At 61.7% G+C, this 13,836-nt stretch carries 12 protein-coding genes; 11 read left to right on the top strand and 1 reads right to left on the bottom strand.

What is annotated here, in order from left to right:
• The first annotated feature begins 167 nt into the window (after window positions 1-167).
• The 9 genes from RL_RS36805 to RL_RS36765 all read left to right on the top strand — a co-directional run bounded on the left by RL_RS36805 (window position 168) and on the right by RL_RS36765 (window position 8,919).
• Window positions 168-881: a FadR/GntR family transcriptional regulator gene (locus tag RL_RS36805; RefSeq protein WP_026160238.1), complete on the top strand. Its 714-nt coding sequence runs from the start codon at window positions 168-170 to the stop codon at window positions 879-881.
• A 21-nt stretch (window positions 882-902) separates the two neighbouring features.
• Entirely contained in the window at window positions 903-1,733 is an 831-nt protein-coding gene (locus RL_RS36800) for an NAD-dependent epimerase/dehydratase family protein (protein WP_041937037.1), read from the top strand.
• A complete protein-coding gene (locus RL_RS36795; RefSeq protein ID WP_011649526.1) occupies window positions 1,730-2,620 on the top strand; it encodes an SMP-30/gluconolactonase/LRE family protein in 891 nt (296 codons plus the stop codon). Before RL_RS36800 ends, RL_RS36795 begins: the two co-directional genes overlap by 4 nt.
• 84 nt (window positions 2,621-2,704) lie before the next feature.
• Complete coding sequence (locus RL_RS36790) at window positions 2,705-3,655, top strand: dihydrodipicolinate synthase family protein (protein ID WP_011649525.1); 951 nt, start codon at window positions 2,705-2,707, stop codon at window positions 3,653-3,655.
• A 42-nt stretch (window positions 3,656-3,697) separates the two neighbouring features.
• Window positions 3,698-5,284 carry an ABC transporter substrate-binding protein gene (locus RL_RS36785; protein WP_003550102.1) on the top strand — a complete coding sequence of 529 codons (1,587 nt, stop codon included), beginning with the start codon at window positions 3,698-3,700 and terminating at the stop codon, window positions 5,282-5,284.
• 6 nt (window positions 5,285-5,290) lie between these two features.
• Window positions 5,291-6,388 (top strand): ABC transporter permease, encoded by a 1,098-nt coding sequence (locus RL_RS36780; protein ID WP_011649524.1) that lies wholly within the window; start codon window positions 5,291-5,293, stop codon window positions 6,386-6,388.
• 4 nt (window positions 6,389-6,392) lie between these two features.
• Window positions 6,393-7,328 carry an ABC transporter permease gene (locus tag RL_RS36775; RefSeq protein WP_011649523.1) on the top strand — a complete coding sequence of 312 codons (936 nt, stop codon included), beginning with the start codon at window positions 6,393-6,395 and terminating at the stop codon, window positions 7,326-7,328.
• Window positions 7,325-8,179 carry an ABC transporter ATP-binding protein gene (locus tag RL_RS36770; protein WP_011649522.1) on the top strand — a complete coding sequence of 285 codons (855 nt, stop codon included), beginning with the start codon at window positions 7,325-7,327 and terminating at the stop codon, window positions 8,177-8,179. The genes RL_RS36775 and RL_RS36770 overlap by 4 nt, the downstream gene beginning before the upstream one ends.
• Window positions 8,176-8,919, top strand: coding sequence for an ABC transporter ATP-binding protein (locus RL_RS36765; protein WP_011649521.1), 744 nt, complete (start codon window positions 8,176-8,178; stop codon window positions 8,917-8,919). Before RL_RS36770 ends, RL_RS36765 begins: the two co-directional genes overlap by 4 nt.
• 42 nt (window positions 8,920-8,961) lie before the next feature.
• On the opposite strand, the gene RL_RS36760 is transcribed toward RL_RS36765, so the two are convergent.
• Entirely contained in the window at window positions 8,962-9,807 is an 846-nt protein-coding gene (locus RL_RS36760) for an alpha/beta fold hydrolase (RefSeq protein ID WP_011649520.1), read from the bottom strand.
• A 312-nt stretch (window positions 9,808-10,119) separates the two neighbouring features.
• On the opposite strand from RL_RS36760, the gene RL_RS36755 reads away from it, so the two are divergent.
• Together RL_RS36755 and RL_RS36750 are read left to right on the top strand one after the other, a co-directional pair.
• Entirely contained in the window at window positions 10,120-12,999 is a 2,880-nt protein-coding gene (locus tag RL_RS36755; protein WP_011649519.1) for a helix-turn-helix transcriptional regulator, read from the top strand.
• Between the two features lie 172 nt (window positions 13,000-13,171).
• Window positions 13,172-13,780 (top strand): class I SAM-dependent DNA methyltransferase, encoded by a 609-nt coding sequence (locus RL_RS36750; protein WP_086935641.1) that lies wholly within the window; start codon window positions 13,172-13,174, stop codon window positions 13,778-13,780.
• Window positions 13,781-13,836 lie beyond the last annotated feature (56 nt).

The raw sequence follows: 13,836 nt of genomic DNA, 5'->3' as shown, positions 1-13,836 counted from the left end.
TAGCCATGCTGCATTGAAATGCGACGTTGTGCCGCTGAAATACGGCCAGCAGGACGAAAAACGTTGAATCTGTCAGATGCTGTCGCCGCCCTGAACATCATGGCCGGCGACAGCCCAGGGTGCGGCCGCTGACCCGGCGCACGCGGCGTCGAGAGAAAAGGACCATGATAACATTCGCCGTCGATGCCGTTTCGAACAGGGGCGCAACGCGCTTCAGCGACATCATCTACGAGAAGATCGTGGGGATGATCGCCGACGGCAACTTTCCGGTGAACGAACGGCTGCCGCCGGAGACGAAGCTCGCCGCTGATTTCGGCGCATCGAGACCCGTCGTGCGCGAAGCGCTCGAACGCTTGAGAGCCGATGGCCTGGTCGTTTCGCGCAAGGGTTCCGGTTCCTATGTCAGGCAAAGGCCGGATTCGTCGATGCTGAAAATGGTGCCGGTCGGCTCCTTGGCCGATGTCCAGCGGTTCTTCGAATTCCGCGCCGGTCTCGAAGCCGAGGCGGCGGAGCTTGCAGCGCGAAACTGGCAACCGGTCGACAAGGAGCGGATAACGGCAGCGCTTCTGTCGATCGAGCAATGTTTGCGCAACGGCGAGCTTGGCGCCGAGGAGGACCAGGCTCTGCATGATGCAATTGCCATGGCGACCGGCAACCAGTTCCACATCACCCTGCGCGAGTGGTTCAAGCCGCATTTCGCCATCGGGCATTCCGTTACGCGAAGCTTGAGCTTGAAGCGGACGCCGGAACAGATCCGCAGCGTCCAGGATGAGCATGCGGTGATCGTCGAGGCGATCTTCGCGCACCGGGAAACCGAAGCGCATGATGCGATGAAAAGACACATACTGAATGCTCGCGCCCGCATGTTCCAGGGCGTTTGAGCGATAATGGGAGGAGAGATGATGAAACGGGTCGCTGTGACGGGTGCTGCCGGACGTGTAGGGACGCTGCTGCGCCCGCTTCTTCGGTCGCATTTCGAGCACCTCAGCCTGATCGATCTCCAGGAGCCCGACGAGCTTGGCGAAAACGAGAATTTCGTCAGGGCCGACTTTACAAAGCTCGACGAGGCGACGGCTGCGCTGAAGGATATCGATGGCGTCATCCATCTGGCGGGTATTGCAAGCGGCACGGACATGAACGCCATTCTGCACGCGAACGTGCTTGGAACATACAATCTCTACGAAGCGGCGCGGATCAACAAGGTCCAGCGGGTCGTCTATGCATCGAGCAATCATGCCACGGGCTTTTATCCGCGCGGCCAGCTCGTGTCGCCGCTCGACCCGATGCGCCCCGACAGCCCCTATGGACTTTCCAAATGCTGGGGCGAGCTTGTGGCCGGACTTTACTACGACACGTCGGGCATTCGCTCTCTTTCCATCCGCATCGGCAATGCGGGCACCTATCCTAACAGCGAACGATCGATTGCGATCTGGATCAGCGCGCGAGACCTGGCGCAATTGGTCAGGATCGGGCTTTCGCACCCGTTGATCGCAGCAACAGTGGTCTACGGCGTTTCTGACACCGAGGAGAAGTGGTGGGAGAACGATCTGGCGACACGATTGGGCTACCAGCCACAGGACCGGCCGCGTGACCACGCCCTGATCGAAGAGGGATCCGAAGGGCCAGTCGCGCTGGCGTTCCAGGGTGGCGGGTTCTGTGAGATCAATCACGACGGCACCATCCGCATGCGCGACGCCGATGGCTTGGCCAAGAGCCCGGAGACGGTTGAATGACGGCGCCTCGGATCATCCGCCCGGACGTCCGTTCCGTTATCCAGCAACCGCTGACGGTCGGTGAATCGCCGGTATGGGACGAGGAGACCGGTACTCTGTGGTTCGTCGATATTCTGGCGCCGGCACTCGTCCGGCTTTCGCCTTCAGGAAAGATCGACCGCTTCGACATGCCGGCTGCAATCGGCGCCCTCGGGCTTTGCCGCGATCACAGGATCGTCGTGGCGCTTCAGACGGGCGTCCATCTCTTCGATCCCGTCTCAAGAGATTTCGAATTTCTGTGCGATCCGGTCGGACGCGACATCAATTGCCGCCTCAATGATGGAAAGGTCGGCCCCGACGGGCACTTCTGGATCGGCTCGTTCAGCGAAGCCAAGCCGCAGACCGATGAGGCCGCACTTTACCGCGTGGGCGCCGATGGCCGCACCCGGACCGTTGCAACCGGACTGACGAGCTCCAACGGCCTTGCCTGGTCGCCGGACGGCCGGCGGATGTATCATTCCGACAGCCGGCAATGCTTCTTGCAGGCATTCGACTTCGATCCTGATACGGGCGACCTCGGCGATGGGCGCCGGCTTCGTAGCTTCACGGAAGACGAGGGTCGGCCGGACGGAGCGACAACCGATCGTGACGGGTTCTACTGGAGTGCCGGCGTTTCCGCCGGTCGCCTCAACCGAATATCGCCCGAAGGCGAAATCGTCGAAATCTACATTCTGCCAGTCCCCGCACCGACGATGCCGTGTTTCGGAGGGCCGAATCTGCGCGCCCTCTTCGTCACGAGCCTGTCGACGGACCGCTCCGGACGTTTCGAAGCGGGGACGGTGATCGCCTTCGACGTGGATGCAGAGGGCCTGCCGCCCTTCCGCTTCGGGGATCATCCCGTCGGATGACAGCGTGCCGATCACCCCGGGTGACGGCGTGCCGATCACCCTTCGGGTGACGGCGGATTGATGGAAAGATAACGGGGAAGAAAGATGAGCATCGCAACCATGCGCAAGGCGCTTACAGGCGTATCGGGTGTTCCGGTCACCGCCTATGACGGCAAGGGTGAAGTCGAACCCCGGATCACGGCGAAGGTCTATGAGCGGGTGGCGGCGGCGGGTATTCACAACATCGTCGCTGCCGGCAATACCGGAGAATTCTATGCTCTGACGCCGCAGGAGATCAGGATCGTCCACGAAGCGGCGGTTTCAGGCGTTGCCGGCAAGGCGCCGGTGACGGCGGCGATCGGCCGGTCGCTGCGCGAGGCGATCGGCATGGCGAAAGATGCGGCCGCGATCGGCGCATCCGCCGTCATGTCACATCAGCCCGTCGATCCTTTCGCGGCACCTGCGGCCCAGATCGACTATTTCTGCAATCTTGCGGATGCTTCGTCCCTGCCGCTCATCGCCTATGTCAGGGCGGATGGTTTCGCCGTCGCCGATATCGTCCGCCTCGCAAATCACGGCAATATTGCCGGCATCAAATTCGCCACGACCGATCTGATGTTGTTGTCGAGGGCGATCCCGGCGGCGAGCCCCGGCGGCGCGCTGTTCGTCTGCGGCCTGGCGGAGAGCTGGGCGCCGACATTTACCGCAGCCGGCGCCCGCGGCTTCACGTCCGGCCTCGTCAATGTGGCGCCGAAGCTCTCGCTTGCGGTCCACGCTGCGCTTGAAAAAGGCGATTTTGCCGCCGCCAGGGCGGTCGTCAACAAGCTCGAGCCATTCGAACGGATGCGAACCAAATTCCGCAATGGCACGAACGTGACCGTCGTCAAGGAAGCCGTCACCTATTCCGGTCTCGATGTCGGTCCCGTGCGTGTGCCGGGATTGCCGCAGCTCGACCAGCATGACCGCGAGGAGCTTCATCGGCTGCTTCAAGGCTGGGAGGCCGAAGGCGACATTCAAACTCATTCAGACCAGCCGGCCGTAAAGGCGGCCGGCTGATTTCGACACTATCCACAAACAACAGGATTGGGAGGTCTTGAGATGCTGAGACAAGTACTGACAACGATCGCAATTGCCGGCGCCCTGACGACGGCGCAGCCCAGCTTCGCGGCCTCGCCGCCCAACATGCTGGTGATCGGCACCAATCTCACCGGCATAAGGACGCTCGATCCGGCCCAGAACAATGCCCGCACGGTTTCCGAGCTGATCTCGAACCTCTACGACAACCTCGTGCAACTGTCGCCGGACGATCTTAAAACGCTGAAGCCGATGCTCGCGACGCAATGGAGCGTCTCGGCGGATGGCAAGATCATCACGCTGACATTACGCGACGACGCCGTCTTCCAGAGCGGCAACAAGGTGACCGCCGAGGATGCTGCCTGGTCGATCCAGCGCGTCATCAAGATGGGCCAGGTCGGCTCCACGGACATCGCGCTCTGGGGCTTCACACCTGAAAACGTCGAAAAGCTCGTTCGCGCAAAAGACGAACACACGCTCGAGATCGAGCTGCCGCAAGCGGTCAATACCGATCTGGTGCTCTATTCGCTGGCGGGCTCGTCGATCGGCATCGTCGACAAGAAGACGGTTCTGTCGCACGAGGCGAACGGCGATTTCGGCGGCGCCTGGCTTTCCGCCAATTCCGCCGGCAGTGGCCCATTCAGTCTGGCGCAGTGGCGGCCGAACGATGTCGCTATCTTCAATGCGCAGCCGAAATACTGGGGCGGCAAGCCGGCCATGGCGCGCGTCGTCGCTCGTCATATCCCGGAATCCGGCAATCTCCGGCTTCAGCTCGAAGCCGGCGACGTCGATGTCGGCCAGTATGTGGCAAGCGGCGATCTCGATGCACTCGCTACCAAGAAGGACATGGTCATCGAGAATGTCCCGGGTCTCGGCTTCTACTATATCGCCCTCAATCAGAAAGACCCGGATCTGCAGAAGCCGAAGGTTCGCGAGGCCTTCCAGCATGCCTTCGACTGGAAAGCGATCTCCGGCAACATCATGCGCCATACGGGCTTTCCCTGGCAGTCGATGATCCCGCGCGGCATGATCGGCGCTCCCGGCGAGGCGGAGGTGCGCTACGATTACGATCCCGCCAAGGCCAAGCAACTGCTGGCGGAGGCCGGATATCCCAATGGCCTGAAGAAGGTGCTCAATCCGTCGGGAGCCCCGACCCTGCCCTTCGCCGAAGCGCTGCAGGCGAGTGCCCGCGCCGCCGGCATCGATCTCGATCTCGTGCCCGGCGAGTTCACGCCCGCTTTCCGCGAGCGCAAATTCGAGGTGCTGCTCGGCAATTCCGGCGCCCGTCTGCCCGATCCCTTCGCGGTCGCCACGCAATATGCCTTCAACCCCGACAATAGCGACGAGGCACGCCTCGGCAGCTATTACCTATGGCGCACGGGCATGAAGGTGGACGAGCTCAACACGCTCATCGACCAATCAATGAAGGAGCGCGACACGGAAAAGCGCACCGACATCTTCAAGAAGATGGACGGCATCTATGCCGGCATGGCTTCGCCGCTGGTCATCTTCTTCCAGCGAACCGACCCCTATGTCATGCGCGCCAACGTGAAGGGCTATCACGGGCATACGACATGGTCGACGCGCTGGCACGACGTGACCAAGGAGTAGAAAGCCGTGGCAAGCGCCGATATCACATCGAAGGGGGGGAGCAGCCTGCCCTCCCCGGCCGGCGGGTTCGCCGAGGCGGCCCCTCACCCGGCACTGAGCCTGCTGCGGCGCTTGGCGGGACGCGTCGTGGCCGTCGTGACGACGCTGCTCGGCCTGCTCTTCCTGACCTTCTCGATGGGCCGCCTGCTGCCCGCTGACCCGGTGCTCGCCATCACCGGGGCGGAAGTCAGCAAGGAGGTTTACGATCGCGTCTATAACGAGCTGGGTCTTGGGCAGCCGATCTGGATGCAGTTCCTGTCCTACGTCGGCAAGATCGCCACAGGCGATCTCGGCATGTCGGCGACGACGGGCCAGCCGATCCTCACCGATCTGATGGCGATCTTTCCCGCGACGATCGAACTTGCGATCATCGCCATGATCATCGGAGCGATCGTCGGCATTCCCTTAGGGATCACCGCTGCGGTCAGGCGCGGAACCATTATCGACCACATCGCACGGATCGTCGCCCTTGCCGGCCACTCGATCCCGATCTTCTGGACCGGGCTGATGGCGCTCTTCGTCTTTTATGCGAAGCTGAAGCTCGTCGGCGCCTCGGGCCGGATCGATGTCTTCTATGAAGGCCTCGTCACGCCGATGACGGGCTTTCTCCTGATCGACGCGGCGATTCAGGGCCAATGGGACGTGTTTTACAACGCCCTTGGCCACATCATCCTTCCGGCGGCAATCCTCGGCTATTATTCCGTCGCCTATATCAGCCGCATGTCGCGGAGCTTCATGCTGGAGCAACTGAGCCAGGAATACATCATCACGGCGCGGGCCAAGGGGCTCGGCACCCGCAAGGTGGTCTGGCGCCACGCATTCAAGAACATCCGCGTGCAGCTTTTGACGATCATGGCGCTGACCTTCGGCGGTCTGCTCGAAGGCGCGGTGCTGATCGAGACCGTCTTCGGGTGGCCGGGGCTCGGTCAGTACCTGACCCGGGGGCTGCAGATGAACGACATGAACGTGGTCATGGGTTCGGTCCTGACGATCGGCGCCGTCTTCCTGACGATCAACATCCTGTCGGACTTCCTTTATCGCATTCTTGATCCGAGGACACGGTGACGCCATGACGATCTCCTCTGAGCACGCAAACAGCGTCAACATCGGCGGCCTTCGCAACTGGCTGCTCGCACCGGAGCCTCGAGGCTGGTTCCAGTCATCGGCGCAGCAAATTCACCAGGGCTGGCGGAAATTCAGCCTGCACCCGCTTGGGCTGGCCGGATTAGCCATCATCCTGCTGCTGATCGTCGTGGCGCTGGCCGCCCCGCTCCTGACGAGCTACGATCCGATCGTTCAGGACATGGCCGGACGGCTTGCCGCGCCATCGGCGAGCCATTGGCTCGGCACCGACAATTTCGGCCGCGACGTCTTTTCACGGGTGATCTATGGCGCCCGCACGACGCTCTACATCATCATGCTCGTCACGGTCATTGTCGCCCCGCTCGGCCTGCTGATCGGCACCGTCTCGGGCTATTTCGGCGGCATCGTCGATGAAATCCTGATGCGCGTCACCGATATTTTTCTCTCCTTCCCCGGCCTCGTGCTGGCGCTGGGTTTTGCCGCAGCGCTCGGTCCAGGCATCACCAATGCAATCATCGCGATTTCACTGACGGCCTGGCCGCCGATAGCGCGCCTTGCGCGCGCCGAGACGCTCAGCCTTCGCAAGGCGGATTACATCGCCGCCATACGCCTGCAGGGCGCGACATCAATCGCGATCATCACTCGTCACATCCTGCCGATGTGCATTCCCTCGGTGATCGTCCGCGTCACCCTCAACATGGCCGGCATCATCATCACTGCCGCCGGTCTCGGCTTCCTCGGCCTCGGCGCGCAGCCGCCATGGCCGGAATGGGGTTCGATGGCCGCCAGCGGACGTGAATTCATGCTCGACAGCCCCTGGGTCATCGCAGCACCCGGCATTGCCATTGCGCTCGTCAGCCTCGCCTTCAACCTCGTCGGCGATGCGCTTCGCGATGTTCTCGATCCCCGAGGTTCGGAATGACTGACCTGATCGATATTCAGAACCTCGAAATCGCCTTCGGCGGCGGACAGGTGCGGGCCGTGCGCGGCGTGAGCTTTTCGCTTGGACAGGAAAAGCTAGGGATCGTCGGTGAATCCGGGTCGGGAAAGTCGACCGTTGGCCGCGCCATCATGAAGCTGCTGCCACCGACCGCGATCGTCAATGCCGAGCGGATGCGCTTTCGCGACGTCGATCTGCTCAAGGCGAACGAAAAAACGATGATGACGATCAGGGGGCGGCGGATCGGCCTGATCCTTCAGGATCCGAAATATTCGCTCAATCCCGTCATGCGGATCGGCGAACAGATCGCCGAGACCTACCGCTTCCATCATCCGAGGACGAGCAACAAGAAGACCTGGCAGAAGGCGCTCGATATGCTCGAGGCCGTCCAGATCCGTGATCCGGAGCGTGTGGCCCGCCTTTACCCGCACGAAATCTCGGGCGGGATGGGCCAGCGGGCGATGATCGCCATGATGCTGATTGCCGAACCCGAAGTGCTGATCGCCGACGAACCGACGTCGGCACTCGATGTGACGGTGAGGCTCGAGATCCTGGCCCTGCTCGACGAACTCGTCTTGCGCCGCAATCTCGGGCTGATCTTCATCAGCCACGATCTCAATCTCATCCGGAATTTCTGCGATCGCGTCCTCATCATGTATGCGGGGCGGGTCGTGGAAGTGCTCGAGGCGCGCGATCTCGACAAGGCCAGACATCCCTATACGCAAGGGTTGCTGGCATCCTTGCCGACGATCGAAGATCCCCCTGCCCGGCTGCCGATCCTGAAACGAGATCCGGCCTGGCTTGAAGAATTCGCATTGGAGCCGCCGCGGTGATTAAAATCGACAATCTTACGGTCCGTTTCGGACCCGGGCAGCGGCCTGTCGTTCGAGACGTAAGCTTCGCCATCGAAAAGGGAACTGCTTTCGGCCTGGTCGGCGAGTCCGGCTGCGGGAAGTCGACTGTCCTTAGGGCGCTTTCCGGCCTCAACGCCAATTATGACGGCCGGATCGAGCTTCAAGGCGAGCCGTTGAATCAACGGCGCAGTCGGCCATTCTTCCGCCGGGTGCAGATGGTGTTCCAGGACCCCTACGGATCCCTCCATCCCCGCAAGACCATCCGCTCGCAGCTGAAAGAACCGCTGCGCAACCAGGGCCTGGATACGAATTCCGTCGACGTGAACGCCGTCCTGAGATCGGTCGGCCTCGATCCGGCGCTGAGCTACAGATTTCCGCACCAGCTCTCCGGCGGCCAGCGCCAGCGCGTGGCGATCGCCCGCGCACTGATGCTGGATCCTGACGTTCTGCTTCTCGACGAACCGACATCGGCGCTCGATGTGTCCGTTCAGGCCGAAATCCTCAATCTCCTCCAGGATCTGCGCACCAATCGCGGTCTGACCTATCTGCTCGTCAGCCATGATCTCGCCGTCGTCTCGCACATGTGCAGCCGCGTCGCCATTATGGAAGCGGGCGAGATCGTCGAACAGATCGATGTCGGCGCCCTGCGAAGAGGTGCGGTCGAACACCCCTACTCGCAACGCCTGCTGCGCGCGAGCCGGATGTACGGAAGGGCGTAGCTGTTGGTCGGCACGGCCTGCCTGGTTCCTAATGCCATCAAGCTACGGACGGCAATGGGCGTCGATGGCAGAAGTGATCTCCCGCCAATCCTGGAGATGAATTTCGTGGCCACCGCCCTCGATCCGAATGAGCTTCGCTCCCTTGACGGTTCGTGCCAGCAATTCGCCGTGCTCAACGGGATAAATTGGATCGGCCGTTCCGTGTATGACAAGGAGGGGCGCAGCAAGTTCGGCCAGTTTGCCCTTTAAGGCCTGGCCGCCCTTCAGCATGAAATGATTGGTGGCGCTGACGAAGTTTTTGGCCCGTTTGACGTCACGTTCAACGAAGGCGCGCGCCTGCCGTCCGTCGTAAAGGTGCGCCGAACCGGCGATCATCTGGGTATCTTTTAGGAGGAATTCGATCACTTGGGCATTGTCTGTCCAATCGACGTGCTCACCCGTCGCTGCGTGCTCCATGTAGGCGTCGGTGGTATGGGGTAGAGCGCTGGTATCAACGCCCACCGGTGAGGTGGAGATCAGCGTTAGTGTCTTGACGCGCTTCGGATTTGACAGTGCGGCGATCTGGGCGATCGTGCCGCCCAACGACATTCCGATCAGATTGGCGCGGTCTAAGCCGTAGCCATCGAGTACCCTTATGGCGTCCTCGGCCATGTCGTCCATTGCATAGGGCGGCTCCCCCGGCGGGTAGATCGTCGAGCGGCCGGTGTCTCGATTGTCGTAGCGGATGACATAAAACTCGTGATCAGCAAGCTTTTGGCAGAAGCCGTCCGGCCACCACAACATTGAAGCCATGGCGCCCATGATGAGCAGGATCGGCTCATGCGCCGGGTTGCCGAAAGCCTGCGTGGCAATCTCGACGTCGTCAAACTTGATCATACGTTCAGTCACTTGGCGGCATCCTTTCTTGGCTTGGGTGAAGCAGCGAAATCTTCGTACCTGCAGGCTTTCACGCGAACGTCACTCGACGTCTGCGTGTTCCCTATCCTCTGGCTAAGGTGGGTGGTGCCGCATCGGGCATTTTGAGTATGACAGGCCGCAAAAACCACTTCCGCGGCATAAAGTGATCCAGTCGGATGCAGGTCAGGATTCCGGGGACTGAACATCGCCGGCGCTTGCGATCTCCACATCGCTACTCTGCACCGTCGGGATGACTATGTCTTCATCTCTGCTAATCTCGAACTTCAGGTTTCGGAGCATCTTGTGTCGACATCCCTCAGAAGGTCTCGGTTTTCAGGCCGTGCAGTTGAACTCGATTCGATGGAATCCGCTTTCCGAGATGTGTCCGGCGGGCGGCAACGTTGCTTTCTTGTCGGGGCGGAAGCAGGCGGCGGCAAAACGCGGTTGGTTGAAGAGTTTGCCAACCGACTGTCCGGCCGTACCCTGATTCTGAAAGGCGGGTGCATTGAGCAGCGGGAATCGGCATTGCCTTACGCGCCGGTAACGGCTGTGCTGCATGAACTTGTTCAGTTGCGCGGCGCGCCGGCAGTCAAATCCTTTGTGGGCGCCGAGGGTGCGCGAGAACTGGCCTGGCTTCTTCCCGAATTCGGCGAGAACTCCGAAAGATTTGATGCGGGCATCGCAAGAGCGCGGCTGTTCGAGGTGCTGCGAAAGTTGTTCGAGGAGCTGGCGCGCGAGACGCCGCTCGTGGTGGTCATCGAGGACATTCACTGGGCCGACCAGGCAACTTGCGACCTGCTTCGTTTCCTCGCGACACGGCTGAAGAAAATTCGGCTGATGCTGATCGTCACCTATCGACCCGAGGAGACCAGCGCCACCAACGCCCTGCGGACGACCGTCGCGGACCTCTCACTGTCCGGGGGTGCCGAAGTATTGACGCTTCCCCGCCTTCAGCGTGCGGAGGTCGCCGTGCAACTCGAGGGGCTCCTGGGACGCCCGCCAACACCTGCACTGATCAATGAGGTCCATGCGCGGTGCTGCGGAATCCCGCTTTTCACGGAGGCACTCATCGATGCGAGCGGAGGCTTGCGCAGAGATTTTCCTGGTTCGCTCAACGACTACCTGCTGAGAGCCGTCAGGGACATGCCGGCGTCGACGGCCGAGCTGTTGAAGGTGATGGCGCTCGGCGGCCCGCATATCACTCATGCGCTTCTTCGCAGCGTCGCGAACAAGGCCGACCTTGAATTGGCAAAATGGCTGCGTCCTGCGATTTTGGCTGGGATCCTGGTGCCTGATCATGACGGATATGCGTTCCGCCACGCACTTATCCACGAAGCGGTGCGGGGTGATCTGATCGCCGGCGAAAAGGTGGCCATCCATCGCGCCTATGCGGACGTGCTCGAACACGGACCGGTTTCAAGCTACCGGGTTTGGCATTCCGTTGCGCTCGCGCGCCACTGGTACGGCGCCGGCCAAGCCGAGAATTGCCTGCGATGGGCGTGGCAATCCGCCACTGAGGCCGCTGCCACTTTCGCTTATGCAGACCAGATGGAGATGCTGAAGCTCGTGTTGGCAGTATGGCCCGAGGTCGATGATGCGATTGACGTGATCGGCGCGGATCACTGCAAGGTGTTGGAACTCGCTGCCGATGCCGCCTGCTGGGCAGCGGAGGCGGAACAGGGGCTGGCTTTTGTCGAACGCGCACTCGCCGAAGTGGATGTCGGTCGCGACAAGGAGCAACTGGCAGCGCTTCTTCTGCAGCGCGCGGTGATGCGTCAACACGCGCTTATCCCAGGCGAGATCGCCGATCTCGAGCGCGCGCTCGATCATGCGCTAGATTCCACAAGGCTGCGCGCGGACGGACTGGGGCAGTTTTCCCGCGCGCTGATACTAAGGGGAGAGTTCGATCGCGCCAGGCGCTTGGGCGACGAACTGAAGGATCTGTCTGAAAGGCTCGATGACGAGGAGTACCGCATAGAGGCACTGATCGTCGCGGAGTCTTTGGAGATGGCATCGGGCAGTTACCACATCGATGACCTCTGGAGCGTCGTTGACCGCGCCAGGCAGGCGTCCATCGGACGAGTCGAGGTGCTGGCGGGCGCCGCATTGCTTCGCGCCCTGCTTGAGACGGGACAATTTCCTCAGGTCGCCGAAATCGGACCGGCGATCTTTGCGCGGACGGTCGAGTTCGGCCAGGCACGCTATATCGGGGCGATAATCGGTTCGCCTTTGTGCCGCGCCCTCCTCGCCTTGGGCCGCGTTTCCGAAGCCATTGAGACATGCGAGCGGATGGCGGCATTGGATCCGCTACCGCTCGGCCTCGTTCATGTTTTCGAATGCCAGGCGGAGATCGCCTTGGTCTTGGGGAACTCGGATCGAATTGCCGTTGCGGCGAGATCCTTGCGCAGTCTGCCACCCGGCCCTCAGGTTGCGAGTCCCATGGCGGCCAATCTTTTGAGATTTGACATCGAAAGCCGCGCGCTGGCGGGTGACATGGATCAGTCTGCGATCCTGGTAAGATCCGTCTTGACCCATTGCGAAAAACAAGGACGCGTCTCTTGGCCACTCCTGGCCTCGGCAATGCGCGTTGCCGTTGATACGAACCAGAAAGATGTGGCGCGGCAGTTCGCCGACCTTGCCGCTCGGTCCCCGTGCCGCAATGTGGTGGAGGAAGCCGAGCGGCTGGGCATCCTGGCCGAGATGTCGCGCTCGACGGGTTCCGACCTCGAGGGGTGGGAAGCGGTTGCCCAAAGCTGGGCTGAGTTGAGCCAGCCCTTTCGGCAGGCATATGCCCTTATGCAGGCCGGTGGTGCTGCAGTGAGTGCCGGCCAGCGCGCGAAGGGTGCGGGCCATTTCCGGCGAGGCGCGGACCTTGCCCATTCGACCGGCGCTTCCCTCCTCGGCAATCAGATCGAGACCCTCGCCAAAAAGGCCCGCATTGATCTTGGAAACGGGAAGGAGGGTGACATGCCGAAGGCACCCCTCGGCCTGACGGATCGGGAATTCGAGGTGCTCCGGCTTCTCGCCGCGGGACAGAGCAATCGCGAGATCGCCGTCAATCTGTTCATTTCCTCGAAAACGGCGAGCGTTCATGTCTCCAACATCCTGAGCAAGCTTTCCGTCCCCAGCCGCGGCGCCGCGGCCGCCATGGCCCACCGGCTCCGGATCGTAGATCCGGCCTAAGGTTCGCTTGTCTGGCTATGCCCTTCCTGTATCTGTCGTTCGCACGACACAGGCATTGCATTCCTATTTCATCATCTAGGTATGTTGCCTGATGTGCTTATGCCGGCCTTAGGCCGAGGATGGTTATATGGCGCCCCCGAGCGGCGCCCAAATGCGAACATCCGGAGGTCAAATGAACATCTCATCCGCCACCTTGGCCAACACCCAACGCACGATCGATTCTTATGAAGGTTGCGCCGATGACTATAGTCGCATCGTTGATCAGTTTCCCTGGCCGAGCCTCGAGGCGGCACTGCGTCAGGTCGCTACCGCCGCCGGCAAGGGCGGCCAGATCCTTGAGATCGGGTCGGGGGCCGGATGGGATGCGGATTTCCTCGAGACACAGGGCGTTTCGGTAAGGCGAACCGATGCGACGCGACGGTTTCTAGAACTGCAGGCGGCGCGCGGCAAGAAGGGCGAGCTCCTCAACGTCATCACCGACGACCTTGGCGGCCCCTATGACGCGGTGGTCGCTCTCTGTGTCCTCATCCATGCGCCTCGTGACCAGACCGGCCCGGTTCTCGAAAAGATCGTCGCTGCGCTACGCCCGGGAGGCGTCTTCCTGGTGTCGATGCGTGATGGGGACGGAGAGACGAGCGGCGCCTACCACATGTCCTACTGGCGCCGGGACGATTTCGCGCTGTGCATCAAGGAGGCAGGCCTGGCTCTTGAATGGGACGCACACAGGGTCAACCGTGACGGCGATGGGTGGCACACGTTTTACGCTCGGAGACCGGAGTGACGCGGTTTCGTGCCGCTCCGGTCCCCCACCCACCGTGAAGGCCCGGTCAAACAGCG

This window comes from Rhizobium johnstonii 3841 (genome assembly GCF_000009265.1).
Classification (GTDB): Bacteria; Pseudomonadota; Alphaproteobacteria; order Rhizobiales; family Rhizobiaceae; genus Rhizobium; species Rhizobium acaciae.
The sequence above is the reverse complement of the archived record's forward strand: the minus strand, read 5'-3'. Positions and strand labels throughout refer to the sequence as shown.

Bases quoted from the DNA above. Each gene is read 5' to 3' on its own strand.
- RL_RS36800 (WP_041937037.1), top strand. From the start codon at position 903: ATGAAACGGGTCGCTGTGACGGGTGCTGCCGGACGTGTAGGGACGCTG.
- RL_RS36795 (WP_011649526.1), top strand. From the start codon at position 1,730: ATGACGGCGCCTCGGATCATCCGCCCGGACGTCCGTTCCGTTATCCAG.
- RL_RS36790 (WP_011649525.1), top strand. From the start codon at position 2,705: ATGAGCATCGCAACCATGCGCAAGGCGCTTACAGGCGTATCGGGTGTT.
- RL_RS36785 (WP_003550102.1), top strand. From the start codon at position 3,698: ATGCTGAGACAAGTACTGACAACGATCGCAATTGCCGGCGCCCTGACG.
- RL_RS36775 (WP_011649523.1), top strand. From the start codon at position 6,393: ATGACGATCTCCTCTGAGCACGCAAACAGCGTCAACATCGGCGGCCTT.
- RL_RS36770 (WP_011649522.1), top strand. From the start codon at position 7,325: ATGACTGACCTGATCGATATTCAGAACCTCGAAATCGCCTTCGGCGGC.
- RL_RS36750 (WP_086935641.1), top strand. From the start codon at position 13,172: ATGAACATCTCATCCGCCACCTTGGCCAACACCCAACGCACGATCGAT.